The organism is Fictibacillus sp. KU28468 (assembly GCF_026153615.1).
Lineage (GTDB): Bacteria > Bacillota > Bacilli > Bacillales > Fictibacillaceae > Fictibacillus_C > Fictibacillus_C marinisediminis.
Map to the genome: position 1 here is coordinate 3,682,326 of NZ_CP110666.1, position 19,084 is coordinate 3,701,409.

19 protein-coding genes are annotated in these 19,084 nt (G+C 42.5%); 1 reads left to right on the plus strand and 18 read right to left on the minus strand.

The annotated features are described in order from the left end of the window. Positions 1–20: 20 nt before the first annotated feature. From yhbH to queG, 11 genes are all read right to left on the minus strand, one after another. Positions 21–1,187 (minus strand): sporulation protein YhbH, encoded by a 1,167-nt coding sequence (gene yhbH / locus OKX00_RS19360; RefSeq protein WP_053355627.1) that lies wholly within the window; start codon positions 1,185–1,187, stop codon positions 21–23. A 339-nt stretch (positions 1,188–1,526) separates the two neighbouring features. Continuing rightward, complete coding sequence (locus OKX00_RS19365; protein WP_053355628.1) at positions 1,527–1,706, minus strand: FeoB-associated Cys-rich membrane protein; 180 nt, start codon at positions 1,704–1,706, stop codon at positions 1,527–1,529. Positions 1,707–1,732: 26 nt separating this feature from the next. Then, the gene (gene feoB, locus OKX00_RS19370) at positions 1,733–3,739 is read right to left on the minus strand and encodes a ferrous iron transport protein B (RefSeq protein WP_265408493.1); all 2,007 of its coding nucleotides are present in this window, start codon (positions 3,737–3,739) and stop codon (positions 1,733–1,735) included. Continuing rightward, positions 3,736–3,963 carry a FeoA family protein gene (locus tag OKX00_RS19375; RefSeq protein WP_053355630.1) on the minus strand — a complete coding sequence of 76 codons (228 nt, stop codon included), beginning with the start codon at positions 3,961–3,963 and terminating at the stop codon, positions 3,736–3,738. Before OKX00_RS19375 ends, feoB begins: the two co-directional genes overlap by 4 nt. A gap of 131 nt (positions 3,964–4,094) precedes the next feature. Further along, positions 4,095–4,280 carry a hypothetical protein gene (locus tag OKX00_RS19380; RefSeq protein WP_053355631.1) on the minus strand — a complete coding sequence of 62 codons (186 nt, stop codon included), beginning with the start codon at positions 4,278–4,280 and terminating at the stop codon, positions 4,095–4,097. Between the two features lie 50 nt (positions 4,281–4,330). Continuing rightward, on the minus strand, positions 4,331–4,888 hold the full coding sequence (lepB, locus tag OKX00_RS19385) for a signal peptidase I (RefSeq protein ID WP_053355632.1): 558 nt from the start codon (positions 4,886–4,888) through the stop codon (positions 4,331–4,333). A 191-nt stretch (positions 4,889–5,079) separates the two neighbouring features. After that, entirely contained in the window at positions 5,080–6,975 is a 1,896-nt protein-coding gene (locus OKX00_RS19390; protein ID WP_265408494.1) for a PrkA family serine protein kinase, read from the minus strand. Between the two features lie 424 nt (positions 6,976–7,399). After that, the gene (gene trmL, locus OKX00_RS19395) at positions 7,400–7,873 is read right to left on the minus strand and encodes a tRNA (uridine(34)/cytosine(34)/5-carboxymethylaminomethyluridine(34)-2'-O)-methyltransferase TrmL (RefSeq protein ID WP_265408495.1); all 474 of its coding nucleotides are present in this window, start codon (positions 7,871–7,873) and stop codon (positions 7,400–7,402) included. Positions 7,874–7,947: 74 nt separating this feature from the next. Beyond that, a complete protein-coding gene (locus OKX00_RS19400) occupies positions 7,948–8,835 on the minus strand; it encodes an amidase domain-containing protein (protein ID WP_265408496.1) in 888 nt (295 codons plus the stop codon). Between the two features lie 80 nt (positions 8,836–8,915). Next, complete coding sequence (locus OKX00_RS19405; protein ID WP_265408497.1) at positions 8,916–9,455, minus strand: methylated-DNA--[protein]-cysteine S-methyltransferase; 540 nt, start codon at positions 9,453–9,455, stop codon at positions 8,916–8,918. A 63-nt stretch (positions 9,456–9,518) separates the two neighbouring features. Beyond that, positions 9,519–10,664 (minus strand): tRNA epoxyqueuosine(34) reductase QueG, encoded by a 1,146-nt coding sequence (gene queG, locus OKX00_RS19410; RefSeq protein ID WP_265408498.1) that lies wholly within the window; start codon positions 10,662–10,664, stop codon positions 9,519–9,521. A gap of 84 nt (positions 10,665–10,748) precedes the next feature. On the opposite strand from queG, the gene OKX00_RS19415 reads away from it, so the two are divergent. Next, a complete protein-coding gene (locus OKX00_RS19415) occupies positions 10,749–11,411 on the plus strand; it encodes a B3/B4 domain-containing protein (RefSeq protein WP_322114331.1) in 663 nt (220 codons plus the stop codon). A gap of 111 nt (positions 11,412–11,522) precedes the next feature. Here OKX00_RS19415 and OKX00_RS19420 read toward each other — a convergent pair whose 3' ends face one another. The 7 genes from OKX00_RS19420 to OKX00_RS19445 all read right to left on the minus strand — a co-directional run bounded on the left by OKX00_RS19420 (position 11,523) and on the right by OKX00_RS19445 (position 19,005). Further along, complete coding sequence (locus OKX00_RS19420; protein ID WP_265408499.1) at positions 11,523–14,303, minus strand: YhgE/Pip domain-containing protein; 2,781 nt, start codon at positions 14,301–14,303, stop codon at positions 11,523–11,525. Between the two features lie 224 nt (positions 14,304–14,527). Then, complete coding sequence (locus OKX00_RS19425; protein ID WP_265408500.1) at positions 14,528–16,162, minus strand: glutamate/serine transporter AimA; 1,635 nt, start codon at positions 16,160–16,162, stop codon at positions 14,528–14,530. 583 nt (positions 16,163–16,745) lie between these two features. After that, positions 16,746–17,081, minus strand: a complete 336-nt coding sequence (locus tag OKX00_RS19430) for a YolD-like family protein (RefSeq protein WP_265408501.1) — start codon at positions 17,079–17,081, stop codon at positions 16,746–16,748. An 815-nt stretch (positions 17,082–17,896) separates the two neighbouring features. Beyond that, positions 17,897–18,118 carry a hypothetical protein gene (locus tag OKX00_RS19435; protein WP_265408502.1) on the minus strand — a complete coding sequence of 74 codons (222 nt, stop codon included), beginning with the start codon at positions 18,116–18,118 and terminating at the stop codon, positions 17,897–17,899. A 68-nt stretch (positions 18,119–18,186) separates the two neighbouring features. Further along, a complete protein-coding gene (locus OKX00_RS23420; protein WP_416054263.1) occupies positions 18,187–18,693 on the minus strand; it encodes an ATP-dependent DNA ligase in 507 nt (168 codons plus the stop codon). Continuing rightward, on the minus strand, positions 18,609–18,845 hold the full coding sequence (locus tag OKX00_RS19440; protein ID WP_265408503.1) for a tyrosine-type recombinase/integrase: 237 nt from the start codon (positions 18,843–18,845) through the stop codon (positions 18,609–18,611). Before OKX00_RS19440 ends, OKX00_RS23420 begins: the two co-directional genes overlap by 85 nt. After that, positions 18,811–19,005 carry a tyrosine-type recombinase/integrase gene (locus OKX00_RS19445; protein ID WP_265408504.1) on the minus strand — a complete coding sequence of 65 codons (195 nt, stop codon included), beginning with the start codon at positions 19,003–19,005 and terminating at the stop codon, positions 18,811–18,813. The genes OKX00_RS19440 and OKX00_RS19445 overlap by 35 nt, the downstream gene beginning before the upstream one ends. Positions 19,006–19,084: the final 79 nt, after the last annotated feature.

A 19,084-nucleotide genomic window follows, 5' to 3' on the forward strand; every position in this document is an offset into this window, starting at 1 on the left:
ATGGATAATGGGTTAGCAGCTTATTTTGCTGCTTCTCTTTTTCTGAAAAAGCTTTTCATGGAATGATATACATCTGCTTTTTCTTTAAGAATATAATAATTGAATTTAGGATCTGTGATGTTTTTATACACACTCATCAAAGTGGAATGGCGGTTATAGGCATTGACCTCGCCATATCCAAACATATTACTGTGCTCCATAATTTCCTGCACAAGCTTAACGCAACGAGCATTGTCGCTTGTCAGATTATCGCCGTCTGAAAAATGAAAAGGATAAATATTAAACCGTGATGGTGAATACTTTGTTTCAATTAATTCCAGGGCTTTACGATAAGCTGACGAACAAATCGTTCCCCCGCTCTCCCCTTTTGAAAAGAAATCTTCTTCTGTTACAACTTTCGCTTCTGTATGATGAGCAATAAATTCAATTTCCACTGTTTCGTATTTGGAACGCAAAAAACGGGTCATCCAAAAGAAAAAACTTCTTGCCATGTATTTTTCCCAAATCCCCATTGATCCTGATGTATCCATCATAGCAAGGACTACAGCTTTTGATTCCGGTTTTACGACTTCATTCCAGGTTTTAAAACGCAGGTCGTCGTTATAAATGGGTGCTATTGCCGGTTTTCCTTTTAAGGCATTGCGCTTAAAAGCAGTTAGAATGGTGCGTTTCTTATCTACGTTCCCCATTAATCCAGTCTTGCGAATATCGTTGAACTCAACCTTTTCCAGAACGATATTGTCCTGTTCTTTTTGTTTTAAATCCGGCAATTCCAGCTCTTTAAACAAAAATTCCTGAAGCTCTGCAAGTGATACTTCTGCTTCCGAATAATCGGCTCCCGGCTTGTCGCCAGCCTGGCCTTTGCCCTTTCCAGCTCCAGCCTGGTTTCCGTTCCCATCTCTCGCCACCACGTCTCCTACCTGGCTGTCACCGTCACCCTGCCCTACATGCTTATTCTTCTCATAATTGTATCGGATTTTGTATTCATCCAGGGAACGGATTGGTATTTTAATAACATCACGCCCATTGGATAGAATAATGTTTTCTTCACTGATTAGATCTGGCAGGTTGTTTTTAATGGCCTCCTGGACCTTTTCCATGTGTCTCTGATGATCCTGATAGCCTTTGCGGTGGAGGGACCAGTTCTCTTGAGAAACGGCAAAATTGTTTTTAGCTTCCTCGCTCATTATTTCCCCTCCTTCTTTTTTAATTGGCTCATTATTTTATTTGAATGAAATCGGGTCAATTGATAAAAGAACCACCCGCTTTTGAATTGAAAAAGGGTTGGTTACTTTATCCTATGCAGTACAAGATGAGAATTGCTAAGTAATTGACACATTTTTCAATCTATTGAGATAAGCGTAGGTTTGCTCAACAAGAAGCAGGACCCTTATAATTAAGCGCAAGTTTGGCTTCGAATTAGAATCAATTAATCATCCGATTGGCTCAATTTAGATTTTCGCTCAATTTCATCGTCAAACGGCACAAAAAAAGCACCCCATGAAGAACATGGAATGCTTTGAAAGTTATTTATTGTAGTTTGAAAAGGCAACTTTATCATCCATCATATCACTGCATGCAGACTGGCAGCCTTTCTTCAATGCACAGGTTGCGCATTTTCCTTGTTTGCTCTTTTTTACAAATCGGAAAATGGTGAAGCCTGCATATCCAAAAATAAGTAAGCCGAGCAAAATATTAAGCAGCATTCATTATCCCTACTTTCCGTTAAAACTTAATAGCCGAGCAGCTTTCCGCCCTGGTAGATCACCAATGAAACCAGGTAAGCGATGATAAGGGCGTAGATAATCGAAAACCATGTCCATTTAGTTGATCCGGTTTCCTTTTTGATTACGGCAACCGTTGCAAGACAAGGGACGTACAGCAGTAAAAATGCCATGAAGCTATAAGCCGCCAATGGAGTGAAGTGGTGCGCCATCACGCCCTGCAGTGTGTGAAGATCAGGTGCCACATAAATAATATTCATCGTGGATACGACAACTTCTTTGGCGAGGAATCCTGTCAGTAAAGCAGCTCCCGCCTGCCAGCTGCCAAATCCAATCGGTTCAAACAGTGGAGCGAGCACTCCGCCGATCATGGCCAGGAAGCTCTTATTCATTTCAACGTCAAAACCGGACGGACCTGCATAACTCAGGAACCAGATCACGACCGATCCTCCAAAGATAAAGGTTCCGGCTTTCCTAACAAACCCCTTCCCTTTTTCCCATGTATTCCTCATGAGCGTACGCCATTGTGGAATGCGGTAAGGAGGAAGCTCGATCACGAACATCGAACTCTCTTCCTTAAGTATGGTTGAAGAGAAAAGCTTGGCCAGAGTCAGTGCAATCAGAATTCCCAATAGGTAAAGAGAGAGCACTATAAGCGCCTGATTTTGGGTAAAGAACGCTCCCACAAACAGGCTGTAAACAGACAGCCGTGCGGAACAGGACATCAACGGCGTTAATATAATGGTTAAGAGGCGTTCCTTTGGCTGCTCAATCGTTCTCGCTGCCATAATTCCAGGGACGTTGCATCCAAAACCGATAATCATGGGGATAAACGCTTTCCCGTTCAACCCGATGCTCTCTAACGTCTTATCCATAACCATGGCAATCCTCGCCATGTATCCTGAATCTTCAATGAAAGAGATCAGGAAGAAAAGGATCATGATCTGGGGTACAAATACAAGAACTCCTCCCACTCCAGCCACGATGCCATCCAGAATCACTGCCTGGATAAATGAAGAAGCACCGGCTGCTTGCAGGATGGATTTCAATGTATCTGTTAAAGGACCCGTCAGGAATCCATCGAGCATATCAGAAATTGGACTCCCAAGCCAATCAAATGTGAGTTTGAAAATGAAGTACATGAAAAAAATAAAAATAGGAATACCTAAAAATTTGTTCGTTACGATGTTATCAATGCGATCGGATAATGTATATTTTACGTCTTTCCCTTTTATTAAGGAGACGTCCACAATATCCTGGATGTAGGCGGCTCGGACAGCTCGTATAAAATACGGCAATGATTTAGCCTTTTCTTCGCTTTGAATACGTTGTTCTGTCTCTGCGAGCAGCGTCTGGAGCTCTTCCTCTGCAATATACGATTGAAGCAATGTGCGCACGACATCATTTCCTTCAAAGAACTGAAGAGCAAGCCATCGCTTAGGCGGCAAGCCGTCAATGTCAGGAATTTTAGCCGCTAATTGATCCATTGCTTTTTCAAGTATACTGCCATAGGAAATATATAAAGGCTGATTCACTTGCTGCTCGTTGGTCAACAGCCCCGCCAGCTCTTTGCAGCCAGAACCTGTTCTGGCGACGATTGGAAGAACAGGGCTATTCAGCTTTTCAGACAGCTTTTTTTCATCAATTGAGATCCCGCGGCCTTTAGCAACGTCCACCATGTTAAGGCCAATGACTACGGGCTTGCCATATTCGAGAAGCTGAATCGTTAAGTATAAGTTACGTTCAAGCTGTGAAGCATCAACGATATTTAAAACCATGGAAAATTGTTCTTCAATCAGGAAACGGGTTGCAACCCCTTCATCTTTTGAAAGCGGGTTAAGTGAATAGATTCCGGGCAGATCAATCAAGTGCCCTTTTTTATTGTTCAGCATTCCGACTTTCTTTTCTACGGTTACACCTGACCAGTTTCCTACATATTCGTAAGAATTCGTTAGGATGTTAAACAAAGATGTCTTTCCGGTATTCGGGTTACCGGCTAGTGCGATTTCAATCATGAATGGCAGACCTGAATCATTTTTGCTTCACTTCTGCGGATCCCAACCCATTGTCCGCCTGCTTCAACAGCAAAAGGCCCTCCAAACGGAAGAATTCTTTTGATGATGATTTCCGTTCCTTCCATGATTCCCAGATCAAGCAGTCTTCTGCGTACCAATGTATTCACAAGCTCTGTATTTATGATTTTTGCTTTTCCGCCAGCTCTAATATCCGTTAAAACCATATTTTAGCACCCCTGAGAGAATGATAATTATTATCAATGTATATTCTCATTATATGAGATTCATTCTCAATAGTAAACAGGCAATTTTCATTCTAATCAAAAAACCTGCTTCGGTTACCCGAAACAGGTTTTTACTGGTTATTCTTCTTTTTATTGTTATGTTCATACTGCGCAGGGTCAGGCGTTTTTCCGCGTTTCTCTACATCCTCATTCGTGGACATTTTCTCCATTACCTTTCCATGTTCCTTCATTTCTTTAAAGTTTGGAGTCATGGAGCTGTTTTTTGGTTTTTCTGTATAATCCTGTTCTCTGGACATATACCATCACCTCTTACGTGCACTATTCCCTTATTCCAATCTCAATAAACTTACTTGATAACTTCAAGCTCTTTTACAGGCCAATAGCGCAGGTTTACTTCACCCACTATTTTTTTCATATCGATCAGCCCGATATGGCGGCTGTCAATGCTGTGCAGCCGATTATCTCCCATAACAAAGACTTTTCCTTTTGGAATGACCTTTTGGCCGGTTACTTCTTCCAATGTAAAATCACCTGTCAGATTCCCGCTTGTAATATGCTTCTTGTAATCATCTAAATAGGGCTCATCAATTTGTTTGCCATTGATATAAAGGTGATCATTTTGATAGGCAATCCGCTCACCCGGCATGCCAATCACCCGTTTAATATAGTCTTCTTTCGCATTCGCATGAAACACAATCAAATCAAACCGTTTAGGCTCACCAAGATTGTATCCTAATTTATTTACAATCAGCCTGTTTCCATTTTGAATGGTCGGCATCATGGATTCTCCATAAACTACGTACTGTTCAAATAAAAATTTCTTTATCAGCAACGCTAGTATAAGTGCTATTCCAATGGCTTTGATCCAATCCCATAATTGGCTGCTATCCTCCCTGGAACTCATCCTTTCACTTCCTTTTTGTTAGCGTTTAGTATCAATTTACCACTATAGTTTATCATAATACAAGGTATTCTCTTTCTAAGTCCCCTTTATTCTTTTATAATCCACATATTCTTTTGCCTTGGCCATACTTCTGGGCAAGACTTTATAAAAAAAACGCATCCTATGAAATCATAGGGATGCGTTTTTAATAACTAGCGGTTTAAAAGGCTTCCTACATACCTTAGGAGTTCGTTCGCTGATGTCGTATTGTACCCATGGTCTTCGACGAGGCGGGCGATGACTTCATTCACCTTTTTAAGCTGGGCTTCATCAGGGGTCTTAGAAGAAGTCGTGATTTTAACGACATCCTTCAGATCTGCAAACAGCTTCTTCTGAATCGCTTCTCTTAAGCGTTCATGTGAGTTGTAATCAAATTTCTTTCCTTTTCTCGCATAAGCGGAAATTCGGATTAAGATTTCTTCCCTGAATGCTTTTTTCGCATTTTCAGAGATTCCGATCTGTTCCTCAATAGAACGCATCAGCTTTTCGTCCGGACTCATCTCTTCACCTGTCAGAGGGTCTCTGAGCTTATTTTTATTACAATAAGCCTCTACATTATCGAGGTAGTTATCCATCAATGTTTTGGCTGATTCTTCATAAGAATAAACAAATGCTTTCTGAACTTCCTTCTTCGCGATCTCATCATACTCTTTCCGCGCCAGAGAGATAAAATTAATATAGCGCTCTTTATCCTCTTTTGTGATGGAAGCATGATGGTCAAGTCCATCCTTCATGGAGCGGAGAACATCGAGTGCATTGATCGATGGAATGTCCTTGCGGATAATGGCAGAAGAGATCCTGTTAATGACGTAACGAGGATCGATTCCGCTCATTCCCTCATCCGAAAACTCCTTCTGCAGCTCTTCCAGATCGATATGGTTGTAGCCTTCCACGATCTCACCGTCATACAGCCTCATTTTCTTGATCAGGTCCATACCCTGCTTCTTTGAGTCCTTCAAACGGGTTAGTATTGAGAAAATCGCTGCAACTCTCAAGGCATGAGGAGCAATGTGGACATGGGACATATCACTGTCTTTGATCATCTTTCCATAGATGCGTTCTTCTTCAGAAACCCTTAGGTTGTACGGAACTCCCATAACGATAATCCTGGAGTGTAAAGCTTCATTTTTCTTATTGGCGATAAATGACCGGTATTCCGATTCATTCGTATGAGCGACAATCAATTCATCCGCAGAGATCAGCGCAAATCGTCCCGCTTTAAAGTTGCCTTCCTGAGTAAGAGATAATAAATGCCAGAGGAACTTTTCATCACACTTCAGCATTTCCTGAAACTCCATCATCCCCCGGTTCGCCTTATTCAACTCTCCATCAAAGCGGTACGCACGGGGATCTGATTCTGATCCGAACTCTGCGATCGTTGAAAAATCAATACTTCCTGTTAAATCAGCAATATCCTGTGATTTCGGATCGGATGGGCTGAATGTTCCAATCCCTGTCCTTTTATCTTCGGAAAAAAAGATTCGTTCAACCATCACATCTTCAATGCAATTATCATACTCTTTTTCAAGCCTCATCGTGTTTAAAGGGGACAGGCTGCCTTCGATCCTGATGCCATAATCTTCAAAAAAATCCTCACGCAGATGATGAGGAATCAAATGCAATGGATCCTCATGCATCGGGCAGCCTTTGATGGCAAATACCGCTCCTCCATCTGTTTTCGAATATTTCTCCAGACCTCGTTTCAGCATGGTAACAATCGTGGATTTCCCTCCGGAAACAGGCCCCATCAGTAAAAGTATCCTTTTTCGAACATCCAACCGTTTAGCTGCAGGATGGAAATACTCCTCTACCAACCTTTCGATTGAATCCTCCAGCCCAAAAATCTGGTTGGTGAAAAAGTTATACCTTTTGGCTCCATTCACTTCCTCGATTCCTGCATCTTTAATCATATTATAGACTCGGGAATGAGCGGACTGAGCGACATAAGGGCGTTCCTTTAAAATCTCAAGGTATTCTCCGAAGGTACCTTCCCAGGCAAGACGCCTCTCCTCTTCACGGTGCAATTGGATTTTACTTAAAATATCCATGTGTACCCCCTTGCGTAGTGTTTGCATCCTTCGTTTGTTAATCTACTTTATGCGAGGATGTCCCCAATCATTCAAGTTGTTTTTTGTTTTTCCGATAGAAAAACTTTATTGTAGCAGTACCAAAAATGATAGTGGTTTTAGTATTGTTATGTGTCATGACGATGGATTAGTCTTGATATTTTCAAGCTTGTTTTTTACACCAGTTTTACGTTGTGCGGATACAGTGGTTTCGATATAATAAAGAAAGGATATGGAAAATTGCACCCAAAGGAGGAGATCGCATGAGTTTCATCCTTATACTAGGAGTTATGCTCGCGTTCTTAACCGCCATTTTCACTGCGGGATACAATGACAATCCCGGAGCAAAATAAGCTGTACATATAAAAAAACGCCCCAATATGGGACGTTTTTTTATTTTTTTGCGCTAATCCAATGTTGGAAACTCCTGCTGTCTCAATGCTTCATAAATTAAAATCGCTGCGGTATTGGACAGGTTCAGTGAGCGAATGTTCTCGTTCATCGGCAGTCTGAAACAGCGTTCCTCATTTGTCTTAAGCAGCTCTTGCGGCAATCCGGTCGTCTCACGGCCGAACACAAAAAAGTGATCGCGTGATGACTCGCTGTAATTCATATCGCAGTAGCGCTGTTTTCCGAATTTGGTAATATAGTAATACAATCCTTCTGGAAAACACTCGAACAGTTCCTCCAGAGAATCATAATAATGAACATCAACGTGTTCCCAGTAATCCAGTCCTGCCCTCTTCAACTGTTTATCATCCGTTGAAAATCCAAGCGGACGGATCAGATGCAGAGATGTTCCTGTTCCCGCACATGTACGGGCAATATTTCCGGTATTGGCCGGGATCAGGGGTTGATAAAGAACGACATGTAAACCCATAACTCTCACCTCGAATGCTTATTCCTCCATTATTATAGCACTTTTATCGGAATATAGCCTTGAGGCACACGTTTTTACACAATATGAAAAAACTTATATTTGATTTGCGGGGTATAGGCGGTGGAATCCTCGTACTTCCAAAACCTCATCCGGCTGTCTGTTGAATGTGCATTAACCAGCGGCTCTCCAGAAGAATCCTTGGCTACCACAATCGTTGTATGCTGCCAATGCCCGTCACCATCAAAATCATAGCAGATGACGTCACCTGGGATAAGCTGGCTCGCTGAAGACACCTCCCTCGCCTGCAGCTGTGATTTGGAGCCGCTCAAATACCATCTCATGGCGTTAGCTACTGTCCAGCTGTAGCTCCAGTCATGATGTTTAAACCACCATCCCTTTGAACGGGTGCCATGATGGACCATAGGAATGCCCCCGCCAGCATGAAGACACTGTGAGATATAGTTTGTACAATCGACATCAAAGGATTTGAAGGAAGGGTTATACGTATTCCACCATCTTTCCGCGTACCTTACTGCCGCCAGCCGGTCATACGGCTGCTTTCGAAGGACGGGAGACTCAGTCTCTCTTTCGATCTTTACTTTTTCTTTATGCTGCCCTTCAGGATTTAACACTTTATCACTGATCAGCTGATCTTCTTTAAAGACCGCTCTCCTCTCCTGGGTCCATTCTTCTACATAAAAATCATAACCATGCCTGATCAGGTTACTGAAGTGAAGAATGTAATCCACCTGACGAAGATCATCAAAGCTGGAATGCCTAAGAACCTGTGCTTCTACATTATTGTTAACAAGGACGGCATTTCTCTCATGCAATGCCTGTTTTTTACGGGCAAAACTCTCCCTTTCTTCCAATGGCAAATAAACACTATCAGTCCACTTTTCGTTGACCATCCAATCGGTCAGCCGCTGAATATAGAACTTCAGATGCTCCAGCCAGTACATAGGCCACCCCCGTGTTGCAAAATTAACGTACTATCAGCATATGAAACAGAGCCAAAAAAAAAGAACCGTTTAAAAACGGTTCATGAGGTCTTTGGTATAATGTTTTGAAGTTCAATGTTTAAAAGAAGTTCTTTTTTATCCAATCCGCCGCCATAGCCTACAAGCGCACCATTGCTTCCAACTACCCGGTGGCATGGAATAACGATGGGGACTGGGTTTTTATTGTTTGCGCTGCCTACAGCTCTCACTGCTTTCGGGGCGCCTATTCCCTGTGCGATATCCTTATAGGAGCATGTAGCGCCATAAGGAATACCCTTCAGTTGCTCCCAAACTTTAATTTGAAAGGGAGTGCCATACAGGTCTAATGGAATAGAAAACTCCTGCAGTGTACCGCTGAAGTAGCTCTCAAGCTGCTCAACAACCTTCTGCAGCTGTCCTGGTGAATGAATCAGTTCCCCCTTAAGGTAGTTCTTCGACATCCAAGATTGAAGGGATGGTAAATTTTCTTCAAGGCTCCCAAAGTCAATCCGGCAAACACCATTTTCGGTTGCAATAATAGTCAGGAGGCCAATCGGGCTATTCATTTCCTCATATGAGAATAATGTTTTTATATTACACATAAAAATCCCTTCTTTTATTTTCTTAATGATTTATATACTAACGGACATGTTCCTGTGACGCGATTAGTAAATTCCGTGATTTTCAAGCAAATTCAGCCCTTTCTCGATTTCCGCAGCCACATTTCCGTCTTTTTCTCGTTCTTTTGCCGCATTAAGATCATTTCTTGCGTTCACTGCCCCTATTTTCCCTAGAGCCCAGGCCGCTGTTCCCCTAATTACTGGTCTAGGGTCTTCATTCATCAGCTGGACGAGTTCATCTGCAGCCGATTCATCTTTAAAATGAGCAAGGGCAAGAATAGCATTTCGCTGGATCGGTTTTTTCCCTCTCCATGAGCCGGAGACATGGCCGAACTTTTCCTTGAACTCCCGGTTGCTCATATGAAGGATCGGCTTTAATAAAGGCTTCGCTATCTCAGGATCCGGTTCCATCTCCTGATGAAGATGGAAATCCTTCCCCTTATTTTTCGGGCATACCGTCTGGCAGGTATCACAGCCATATAAACGGTTTCCTATTTTTTCACGGTATTGGTCAGGAAGAAAATCCTTGGTTTGTGTTAGGAAAGCAATACATTTATTGGAATCCAGCTGTCCTCCCTGTACAAGGGCTCCAGTTGGGCATGCATCGATACAAATCGTGCAATCTCCGCATTGATCGGTAATCGGTGTATCGGGAGGAAGGTATACGGTAGTCAGCAATTCGCCCAGATACACATAAGAACCGAACTCCGGTGTGATGGTGGCACAATTCTTTGCGCTATATCCAATCCCCGCACGCTCTGCAACAGCACGATCGGACAATTCCCCGGTATCGACCATTGACATCACCTCTGCTTCCGGAACCTTTTCTGTAATAAAGGCCTCTAACAGCCGGAGCTTCTCACGCAAGATGTGGTGATAATCCACTCCCCAAGATGCCCTGCTGAAAATCCCTCTGCGTGCACCTTTTACACTGCGGGGAGCATCTTTCATTTTTGAGGGATAAGCTAGAGCGATGGATATAATGGTATGTGCACCTTCCATCAAAAGCTGAGGGTTCGTTCTCTTTTCAATGTCTTCTTCTTCAAACCCTGATTGATAACCGAGCTCCTGCTGCTGGATAAGCCTTTCCTTCAATTCAGTAAAAACATCTGAAGAAGCAAACCCAATTTTGTCGATACCAATTGATTTACTATATGCAATAAGTTCTTCTTTAAACTGGGCGCCTGTCATAACTGTACCTCCTTTCTTCATAAAAGGATTTCTTCATCTATGGTAAACTATCTATAAAATACATTGATAAGCCAAGGTGATCTGATGATAAAACTAGCAGAGGATATTAAAAAGCTTGTCCCTTCCTTTAAACTGGGAACAATACTATATCATGATATCGTGATTGGAGAATCACCGCAAATGCTAAAGGGCAGATTCCAATTATTTCTTGAATCGCTGAAAATGGATGCTGAGCAGCTCACCATCGCTGACCATACCTCCGTTCAGGAATGGAGAACAACCTTCAAGGCGCTTTCCATGGATCCCTCAAGATACAGGCCTTCAGCAGAAGCCCTTCTTCGCAGAGTATACGGTGGAAAGGAGATCGGATTGGTTAACTCAGCTGTTGACGTTAATAACTTCTTTTCTCTTCAATATGGTGTACCTATAGGCATTTATAATGCAGGTGTGCTGGCCGGAGATATTGAAGTAAGGATGGGGAATCCAGAGGATCAATATGAAGGTTTAAACGGCCGTTTAATGAACATGGAGGGCAAATTGCTGTCTTCTGATGAAGCTGGCCCTTTCGGCAGTCCGATCGTTGACTCCAAACGTACAATGACAAACGAAAAGGTGACCAGCGCACTCCAGATCGTTTATCTGTGCCCGTCCATGTCAACAGAAGAAGCAGCCAAGCTACTGGCTGCGATTGAAAAAATGTTTATCCAGATTCATGGCGGTTCTGCAGAATCTTTTATCGTTCAATAAAAAAAGCGCAGTACTTCATTTAAAACGAAGTACTGCGCTAAAACCTACAACTGCCTTGATTCAATATAGTCCCAAACTTCAAATAATATGACAACCTGTTATATTATTTTTTTATGCTCTCAGTCCTGCTGTGTCATCTTGTGACTTATAACTTCCGCTGCTTATAAGCATGACTGCAAACGCCAGAAGAGCAAATACTGCAAGATAGATAAACAGGACACTTGCATTAAATAAGGCGGTTCCTGGAGCATCCAGAGATAGAACAGACTTAAATCCTGCAATGCTGTACCTAAACGGCAGGAACTCACTTAAAGTCCGCATATTGGCAGGGAGCATGTCAATTGGAAGATTCGCTCCTGTAATGGAAAGCTGGAGCACAACAAATGCCAGTCCAAGAAACCGTCCAATCACTCCGAGTGCAGCAAAGAAGCTGACAATTGCAGAAAATACGATACTAACAAAAATAGCGAATAGAACAAATCCTGCCGGGTTCTCAACGTTTACTGCCAAGACCAAAACAACAATGGAAAGCAGCAAAGCTTGAGCAATAGCCAGAACGGATAAATTCATAAACTTTGCACCGAACCAGGCAGCTGCTGATACGTCTTCCGGTCTTTTGAAATTCATGAACATGGACATGATCAAAATTCCGGCAAACAATGCAAGAGTTAATACATAAGGAGCTGTTGAATCACGATAATGCGGATATTTGAACACCTTATCGCTCTTTAATTTCACTGGTGAAGCAAACATGTTGAAATTCTTCTGATCAGGGGTTTTCAGGCTGCTTGTTTTAGCTGCTCCATCTTTCAATCCCGAAGCCAGTTCAGCTGAACCATCATTCAGTTTTTGGGCACCATCATTTAACCGGGTGACACCTGAAGTTAAATCTCCCCATCCTTTTTCCACTGTTGCATTACCATCGCTTACTTGCATCGTTCCCGAGTGGATTTTATTTGCGCCTGATGTGAGATCTTTCCACCCTTTATCAACGTCTGCGTTTCCATCGCTGACCTGTCCAGACCCGGCATATAGTTTAGTTGTACCATCAGTAAGCTTGTGCCAGCCTTTATTTACATCGGCATTCCCATCTCTCACCTGAACTTGGCCATCATGGATTTGAGTTGTGGCACCTTTTAATACCTGCCAGCCATTATTAACAGAGGCATTTCCAGCTGATAGTAGTCCTGCTCCAGAATCAAGCTTCATAACTCCATCGGTCATGGAACTCCAGCCTTTATTGACCGTTTGGTTGCCTGCAGCGATCTGTGCAGTACCCGCATGAAGATCACCGACTTTAGTTACCATGGTATTCCACCCTGTTGCAACTTGCTCTGTGCCGTCTTTTAGCTGAGGTGCTTTCTGGTTCAGTTCACCTACACCGTTATCAATCAAGGTCTGTCCGGCAACCAGCTTATCAAGGCCTGCCGTAACTGCACCGTCCTTACCAAAAGCACTCGCAATATTTGCTGATCCATCCTTAAGGGCCCCAAGCAGTTTTGCATTTTCAGGATCATTCGCTTTTTGAGACAGCACTTGACCTGTACCGACTATTTTCATAAAATTAGGATCATTCTTCAGGTCAGGATGTGCCTCAAGGTAGCTGTTTAAAGCTGAAGACAGACCTTGCAGGCCAGCTCCAAGTGCTTGAGCATTTTCCGCTACTTTCACCACTCCTCCAGCCACTTGCTGGGTACCGGGCTGAAGTTCCGTATTAACTTTGTTTTGCATATTCTTCAAACCGCCAAGCACTCCTGCTGTTCCATCTTTAAGCGCCGGCATTTTTTCGCTCAGCACCTTTGCACCAGCTGCCAATTCAGCCACACCTTGCTGCTTCTGTTTGAGTGTATCCAGCAGCAAACCTGTCCCTTCATTCGCTGCTTCTGAGCCTGCAGCCAATTTTGCAATATCTCCAGATCCTTCTTTTAAAGAAGCCAGAAGGGTGTTCGTACCATTTTTAAGATCTTTAGAACCCGATGCCAATCGTTTGATATCCCCTTGCTTAGCAGTCAATGACTGCAGCATTTGTCGTGTGCCTTTTTCCAAATCACTCGTTCCGTCCGCTAGCTTTTTAATATCACCCTGCTTGCCTGTCAAGGATTGAAGCATTTGTCCAAGGCCATTGTTGACCTGCGCCGAGCCATTGGCTAATTTGGTAATATCATTCTGCTTTCCAGACAGGGATTGAAACATCTGCCCCGTTCCTTTTTCAAGTTCTTTCGCTCCTGCAGCAAGTCTGGATATATCGCCTGATTTATTTGTAAGCGATTCCAAAAGTGTGCCGGTTCCTTTCTGTAAATCAGATGTGCCTCCATTTAGCTTTGAAGAACCGTCTGCAGCCGTCTGAAACCCGTCAGACACATCTTTCAGGCTGACAAACATATTGTTCACGTATTTCTCCGTAATCCGGTCTGCCAGCTTTTCCCGGATCTGTGCTGTCGCGCTCTTTGTAACCTGTGCAGCCATAAAGTTTAAACCTTCATTCTGCACATACTTCAATTCCGGTTTTTGAGGATCGGTTGAGAGAACGGTCGTTACCTTCTTAGAGAAATCTTTGGGGATTTCAATGACCATGTAATACTTCAAACTCTTCAACCCGCTTTTCGCCTCATCGGAATCAACAAATTTCCAGCCGAGGTCTTTTCCTTTTTCCAGATCAGCGACTAAATCCTTTCCTGCATTAATCGCCTCACCATCTGTATCAGCTCCCTGATCGTTGTTAACGACCGCTACCGGCAGGTTTGACAGGTTGTCATATGGCCCCCACCTAGGAGACAAGAGTATCCCGCCGTACACAACAGGTACGAGCAAGGTGATAATGACTGAAATCAGCAGCCCTTTTTTCGCTGCCAAGCCAGCCATCTCCGCCTTGAACAAACTAAAGACCTTCATCCGCTATTCCCCCATGCTTAAGATTAAAATAAAATACAGGCGAAGGGCTTATGACCAATCACCTATACTAACACTAATTATTCTAATAAATGACAAAAAAATCCTTTCTTTTTACATCTGAAAATTAAAAATATTTTTAATTTTCCTAGCAAACGGATAACTCGATGTATTAAAACCATAAAAAAAGAAGTGCACCATTTATGCACTTCTTTTTACCGCAATAATTAACCTACTTCTTCCCCAGACTCGTTCCCGCGTTTCGTCATTTCTTTAACTCTAACTTGCTCATTCAGTTTAGCTGCTTCGTCTAAATACTCGGTTTGAATCCCGCTTTTTACAGCCCAATAATAAAACACAAGGGCTAAGCATGCAATGAGAACCATATCCCAGCCAAATGGAATGATGTTGGCTCCTCCAAATTTTTCACTTCCCAGGTAGGAGATAAACATCATGCAGATTAAGTAAACAACCATCCAGAGTCCTGCCAGGAAATTCGTTTTGAAACCTTTCCATTTCTTTCTCGCCTGATAATAAAAGTAAATCGGAAGGCCAATCAAAATAAAGAATAGCACCTGTCCAGTCAGCGGCCATCTTGCCCAATACAGCGTTAAAGAGGCAAAGACGAACCCGCATGGTGCGATGATGCTTAGTGCTTTAACACGTAATGGACGATATAGATTCCTGCCTGTCCGTCTTAATGTCATGACTGTAACTGGGCCGGTGATATAAGAGATAAGGGTTGCTACTGAAATTACTTCTGCTAGTACCCCCCAGCCTCTAAAGACAAACAGAAACAGAAAACATACAGCAAGGTTTAAATACATAGCAGGACGAGGCACACGGTAAAAAGGGTGAACCTTTCCAAACACTTCTGGTAAATATCCGTTCTTTTCCATTCCGTAGATCATTCTCGCTGTGGTGGCGGTATACGTAGTTCCTGTGCCGGAAGGAGAAATGAATGCATCACAATAAAGTAAAATGACAAGCCAGTTAATGCCCAGTGCAATGGCCAAATCGGCAAATGGCGAATTGAAATTTAAATGATGCCAGCCTTTAGCAATCGTGGCAGGACTGACAGCCCCGATAAAGGCCACTTGCAATAAAATGTAGATAACGGTAGCGATCAGAACAGACCCTACAACTGAAAATGGAATAGTGCGGCCGGGATTCCTTGCCTCGCCCGCCATATTAATGGGGCTTTGGAAACCGTTGAACGCGAATACAATCCCTGAAGTAGCTACGGCAGTTAGTACACTTGCCCATCCATAAGGAGCAACACTGTGCCCGGATGTAAAGTTCTCCCCATGAAATCCTACGAAAAGAAGCGCTCCAACCGTGAGTCCAGGAATAACAATTTTTAAAATTGTTATCAGGTTATTTGCTTTGGCAAACAGGCTGACTGCCCAATAGTTCAAAAAAAAGTAAATCAGCATCAATACTGAAGCGATAACCAATCCTTTCCCGGTAAGGGTGCCTTCCGTCACTAACGTGTGCGTCCACCTTGCCCATTTCCACGGCCAGGAACTCATATATTGCACAGAGGCGATTGCTTCAACAGGAATAACAGAAACAATGGCAATCCAATTGGACCAGGCTGCAAGAAATCCTACAAACGACCCATGAGAATACTGTGTGTATTTCACCATCCCTCCGGCTTCAGGAAACATGGCGCCTAATTCAATATAAGAAAGCGCTATAAATAAAATAACGATCATGCCGATGATCCAGGAAAAAACAGCGGCTGGACCAGCGATTTGTGCAGCTCTCCATGCCCCAAATAACCAGCCGGATCCAATGATCGATCCGAGCCCGACCATGGTCAGGGCAAAAGTTCCCATCTTTCGTTGCAAATCACTCATTCATGAAACTCCCTTCCAAAACTGTCTGTTTAAAGATAATATTCCTTTGTCGTTACTGTGAATCCCATAGAAGAATACTGAATATGATTACCGACAGCCTTCTATCTACAAATTTCGCCTTTTTTTTACATTTGTTTAGGGTAGAGCACATAATTGGCAAAGTGTTCATTCTTTCGTGAACAATTTGAGAGTGGAATAGTATTAGGCGCCAAATGCACGTATATTAGTATGCGATAATGTAATGGAGAAAAAACGTATACCTCTGCGTACTGAAAAGTATAAAGAAAAAAAACGTTCCTTGCACTGTGCAAGGAGCGTCTATATTTAACGTTATTATGTTATGTAATGGTACCGGTGGTCGGGGTCGAACCGACACTCCCAAGGGAACACGATTTTGAGTCGTGCTTTCGGTTTACATACGTTACCCTAACGAGTAGAGAACGAGATATCAACGCTTGTCCGACTTCGCTAGTTCATACCGCAAATTCATCGCGTACGACTACCGGAAAATAGCGCTTATCGCTATTATACCGAGAATGGTAACGATTAGCAATTATTAATCGGTATGGACGAGTTTCTTCTATTATATGTCGAAAATTGTCACGCCCGTTATATCGGTAAAGTTAACCTTCGCGATATCACCACTTTTGGTAACGATTCTTACGTTCTTATTATGTACGTCAAGATAATGTATGTGCCCGGTCAAAGTTTCGATAACACCCGATCGGTAATACGAGAACTTCACCGCATTATTGAACTCCATCGCTGAACATATAGTTTCGTTTATTTCCTCGAGTTGCTGTTCATCGAGTACTGGCCGTTCAATATTCGTTATGTCCCAGTCAAATTCGCGCAGAGCTTTAACGTGTTCGGGGAGCATTAAAGAAGTCCATTTGATTCCCCCGCGATCCTTTAGCATAGTAAACCACTCCTTTATTCCATATTATTACCGAACATGTGTTCTTGTAAACTAGAAATAAAAGAGAGAGCCGACTTTGTGCTGTCGATTCTCCGTATGTTACTCACTCCTCATTCCGTGCCACTCGCACGAGGAATAAGTTCGCTTAGTGGTCAAATCTGCTTATGAGAGGTAATTCGGGGGATATTTTATGTCTTCTGTATTGCGCGAAACATCCCTTTATTTGTCGAAAGAATTAATTTAACAAGAACCTGTTATCCAACAAGAAATCAGGGACATAATAACAGAAAAACGGGAGTAAGAAATGATAAATCAATTAGTCGTAGGTTTCGTTATTCCATGGATAGTTGGATTGTACCTCTGTTATAAGAAACCTAAATTCATGCTAATTGTTATTCCAATCGGAATTTCAATTGCATTTTTAATTAATGATTGGGGTTTTAATTACTTTTGGAAATTGAAGCATTCATATACAAACTTATCGCTCGCTTCTGTCCCATTTAATTTAGGGTTGTTCCCAATCTTAGGATCCTTGTTCATTAGTTCTATTCACTTCACCAAGCTCAATGTATATCTCTCGCTAGTCCTGTTTACGATATTTACTACATTGATTGAATTTTGGGCATTTAAAGCAGGAGAAATTATCTATAGAAACGGCTGGAATATCGGTTTTACGGCAATCAGTTATTTTGTTGGATATTTGATCGCATTTGTATATTATAAACTACTGCGGAAATATAAAATATTTTAGTATCTATTCTGGTTGCCTTGGTTATATTCATCTCAACAACCATTGATTAGAAAAAAACACCCAATTACTCGGATGCCTCTAAATAATATCTAAGCTGATTTTTTTGATTTTTGCTGTTTTTGAGTTCTCCTCGTCTAACTAAGTAGTTATTACCTTCAATTTTTATTTTCTGACCAATGTTAAAATGATCTTCAACAGAAACAAATGATAAAAGAGCATTTGCATCTCCTATAAAGATTCTTTTATCCTCTATTATAAGCTCATAGTTGTAGATACTTATTACCATCAGCCCCCCCATTTATAATCATAGCGATATTTAAATACCCCAATAATGGTAAGATAAAACCAGATAATTTATAGTGAATCAGTACTAGGGTATGGGCTATTAATAAAATTTATAAATGCTGGCGTACGCAAATACCCGCCCTTCGTAAGACTTCGGTGCTTGACGCGTACTTTAATCGGCTGGGAACGACCCTCGAAATTACGGTAAACGGTTTTCCAAGCCAATGGCGGTGCCAACTCGCAAATACCGGCCGGCGTGCCGTCGCCAAATTCGAGCAGCCAGTCGCCGTTTTGCGTCAGACCAGTGATCCACACTTCGGTGAACGCGTAATTAACCACTTTAAGCCACGTGTCAGATCGTTTACCTACGTGGTAAAGCGAGTCTTTACGCTTAAGCACAACGCCTTCTAACGACTGACTACAGCACAAATTGAATAGCTGGCGGGAATGAGCACCGTCGATTACGCCAACTTTTGCGAAGGTTGTAGTATTTAGCGGCACGATTGCTCGAATATACCTGCGCCGTTCTGAACGCTCATCTTCGCTAATGTGTGGCGCATAGTATGGCACGAACACCTTACGTCATCTATACTCGCATCACGCCCATATTGCGTTATCCTGCCCTGTAATTGGCGTTTGGTAAGCGGAGTATTATCGATAGTTACAAACAGAGCATCGGTCTCGATAACGCCTCTAATCGCGATATATTTCCGTAACTGATCCTTCATCTTCGCCTGTAACGGAACAAAAACGTTCACGTTGCCCCTTCGCGTTTCTGATCAATAACTGCGAGTCTTCCCAACGAATATCACTCAAAGCAATACCGATTATTTCGTTCGCCCTCATACCGGTCTCGAACAGTAACATCATAATCGTTAGATCGCGCACACCTATAAACGTCTTCAGGTCAGGCTGCCGGAATAGCTTACGTATCTGATCAGTAGAGAACGTCGCTATGACCGTTTTG

Bases quoted from the DNA above. Each gene is read 5' to 3' on its own strand.
- yhbH (WP_053355627.1), bottom strand. From the start codon at position 1,187: ATGAGCGAGGAAGCTAAAAACAATTTTGCCGTTTCTCAAGAGAACTGG.
- OKX00_RS19365 (WP_053355628.1), bottom strand. From the start codon at position 1,706: ATGCTGCTTAATATTTTGCTCGGCTTACTTATTTTTGGATATGCAGGC.
- feoB (WP_265408493.1), bottom strand. From the start codon at position 3,739: ATGATTGAAATCGCACTAGCCGGTAACCCGAATACCGGAAAGACATCT.
- OKX00_RS19375 (WP_053355630.1), bottom strand. From the start codon at position 3,963: ATGGTTTTAACGGATATTAGAGCTGGCGGAAAAGCAAAAATCATAAAT.
- OKX00_RS19380 (WP_053355631.1), bottom strand. From the start codon at position 4,280: ATGTCCAGAGAACAGGATTATACAGAAAAACCAAAAAACAGCTCCATG.
- lepB (WP_053355632.1), bottom strand. From the start codon at position 4,888: ATGAGTTCCAGGGAGGATAGCAGCCAATTATGGGATTGGATCAAAGCC.
- OKX00_RS19390 (WP_265408494.1), bottom strand. From the start codon at position 6,975: ATGGATATTTTAAGTAAAATCCAATTGCACCGTGAAGAGGAGAGGCGT.
- trmL (WP_265408495.1), bottom strand. From the start codon at position 7,873: ATGGGTTTACATGTCGTTCTTTATCAACCCCTGATCCCGGCCAATACC.
- OKX00_RS19400 (WP_265408496.1), bottom strand. From the start codon at position 8,835: ATGTACTGGCTGGAGCATCTGAAGTTCTATATTCAGCGGCTGACCGAT.
- OKX00_RS19405 (WP_265408497.1), bottom strand. From the start codon at position 9,455: ATGTGTAATATAAAAACATTATTCTCATATGAGGAAATGAATAGCCCG.
- queG (WP_265408498.1), bottom strand. From the start codon at position 10,664: ATGACAGGCGCCCAGTTTAAAGAAGAACTTATTGCATATAGTAAATCA.
- OKX00_RS19415 (WP_322114331.1), top strand. From the start codon at position 10,749: ATGATAAAACTAGCAGAGGATATTAAAAAGCTTGTCCCTTCCTTTAAA.
- OKX00_RS19420 (WP_265408499.1), bottom strand. From the start codon at position 14,303: ATGAAGGTCTTTAGTTTGTTCAAGGCGGAGATGGCTGGCTTGGCAGCG.
- OKX00_RS19425 (WP_265408500.1), bottom strand. From the start codon at position 16,162: ATGAGTGATTTGCAACGAAAGATGGGAACTTTTGCCCTGACCATGGTC.
- OKX00_RS19430 (WP_265408501.1), bottom strand. From the start codon at position 17,081: ATGCTAAAGGATCGCGGGGGAATCAAATGGACTTCTTTAATGCTCCCC.
- OKX00_RS19435 (WP_265408502.1), bottom strand. From the start codon at position 18,118: ATGGTAATAAGTATCTACAACTATGAGCTTATAATAGAGGATAAAAGA.
- OKX00_RS19440 (WP_265408503.1), bottom strand. From the start codon at position 18,845: ATGAAGGATCAGTTACGGAAATATATCGCGATTAGAGGCGTTATCGAG.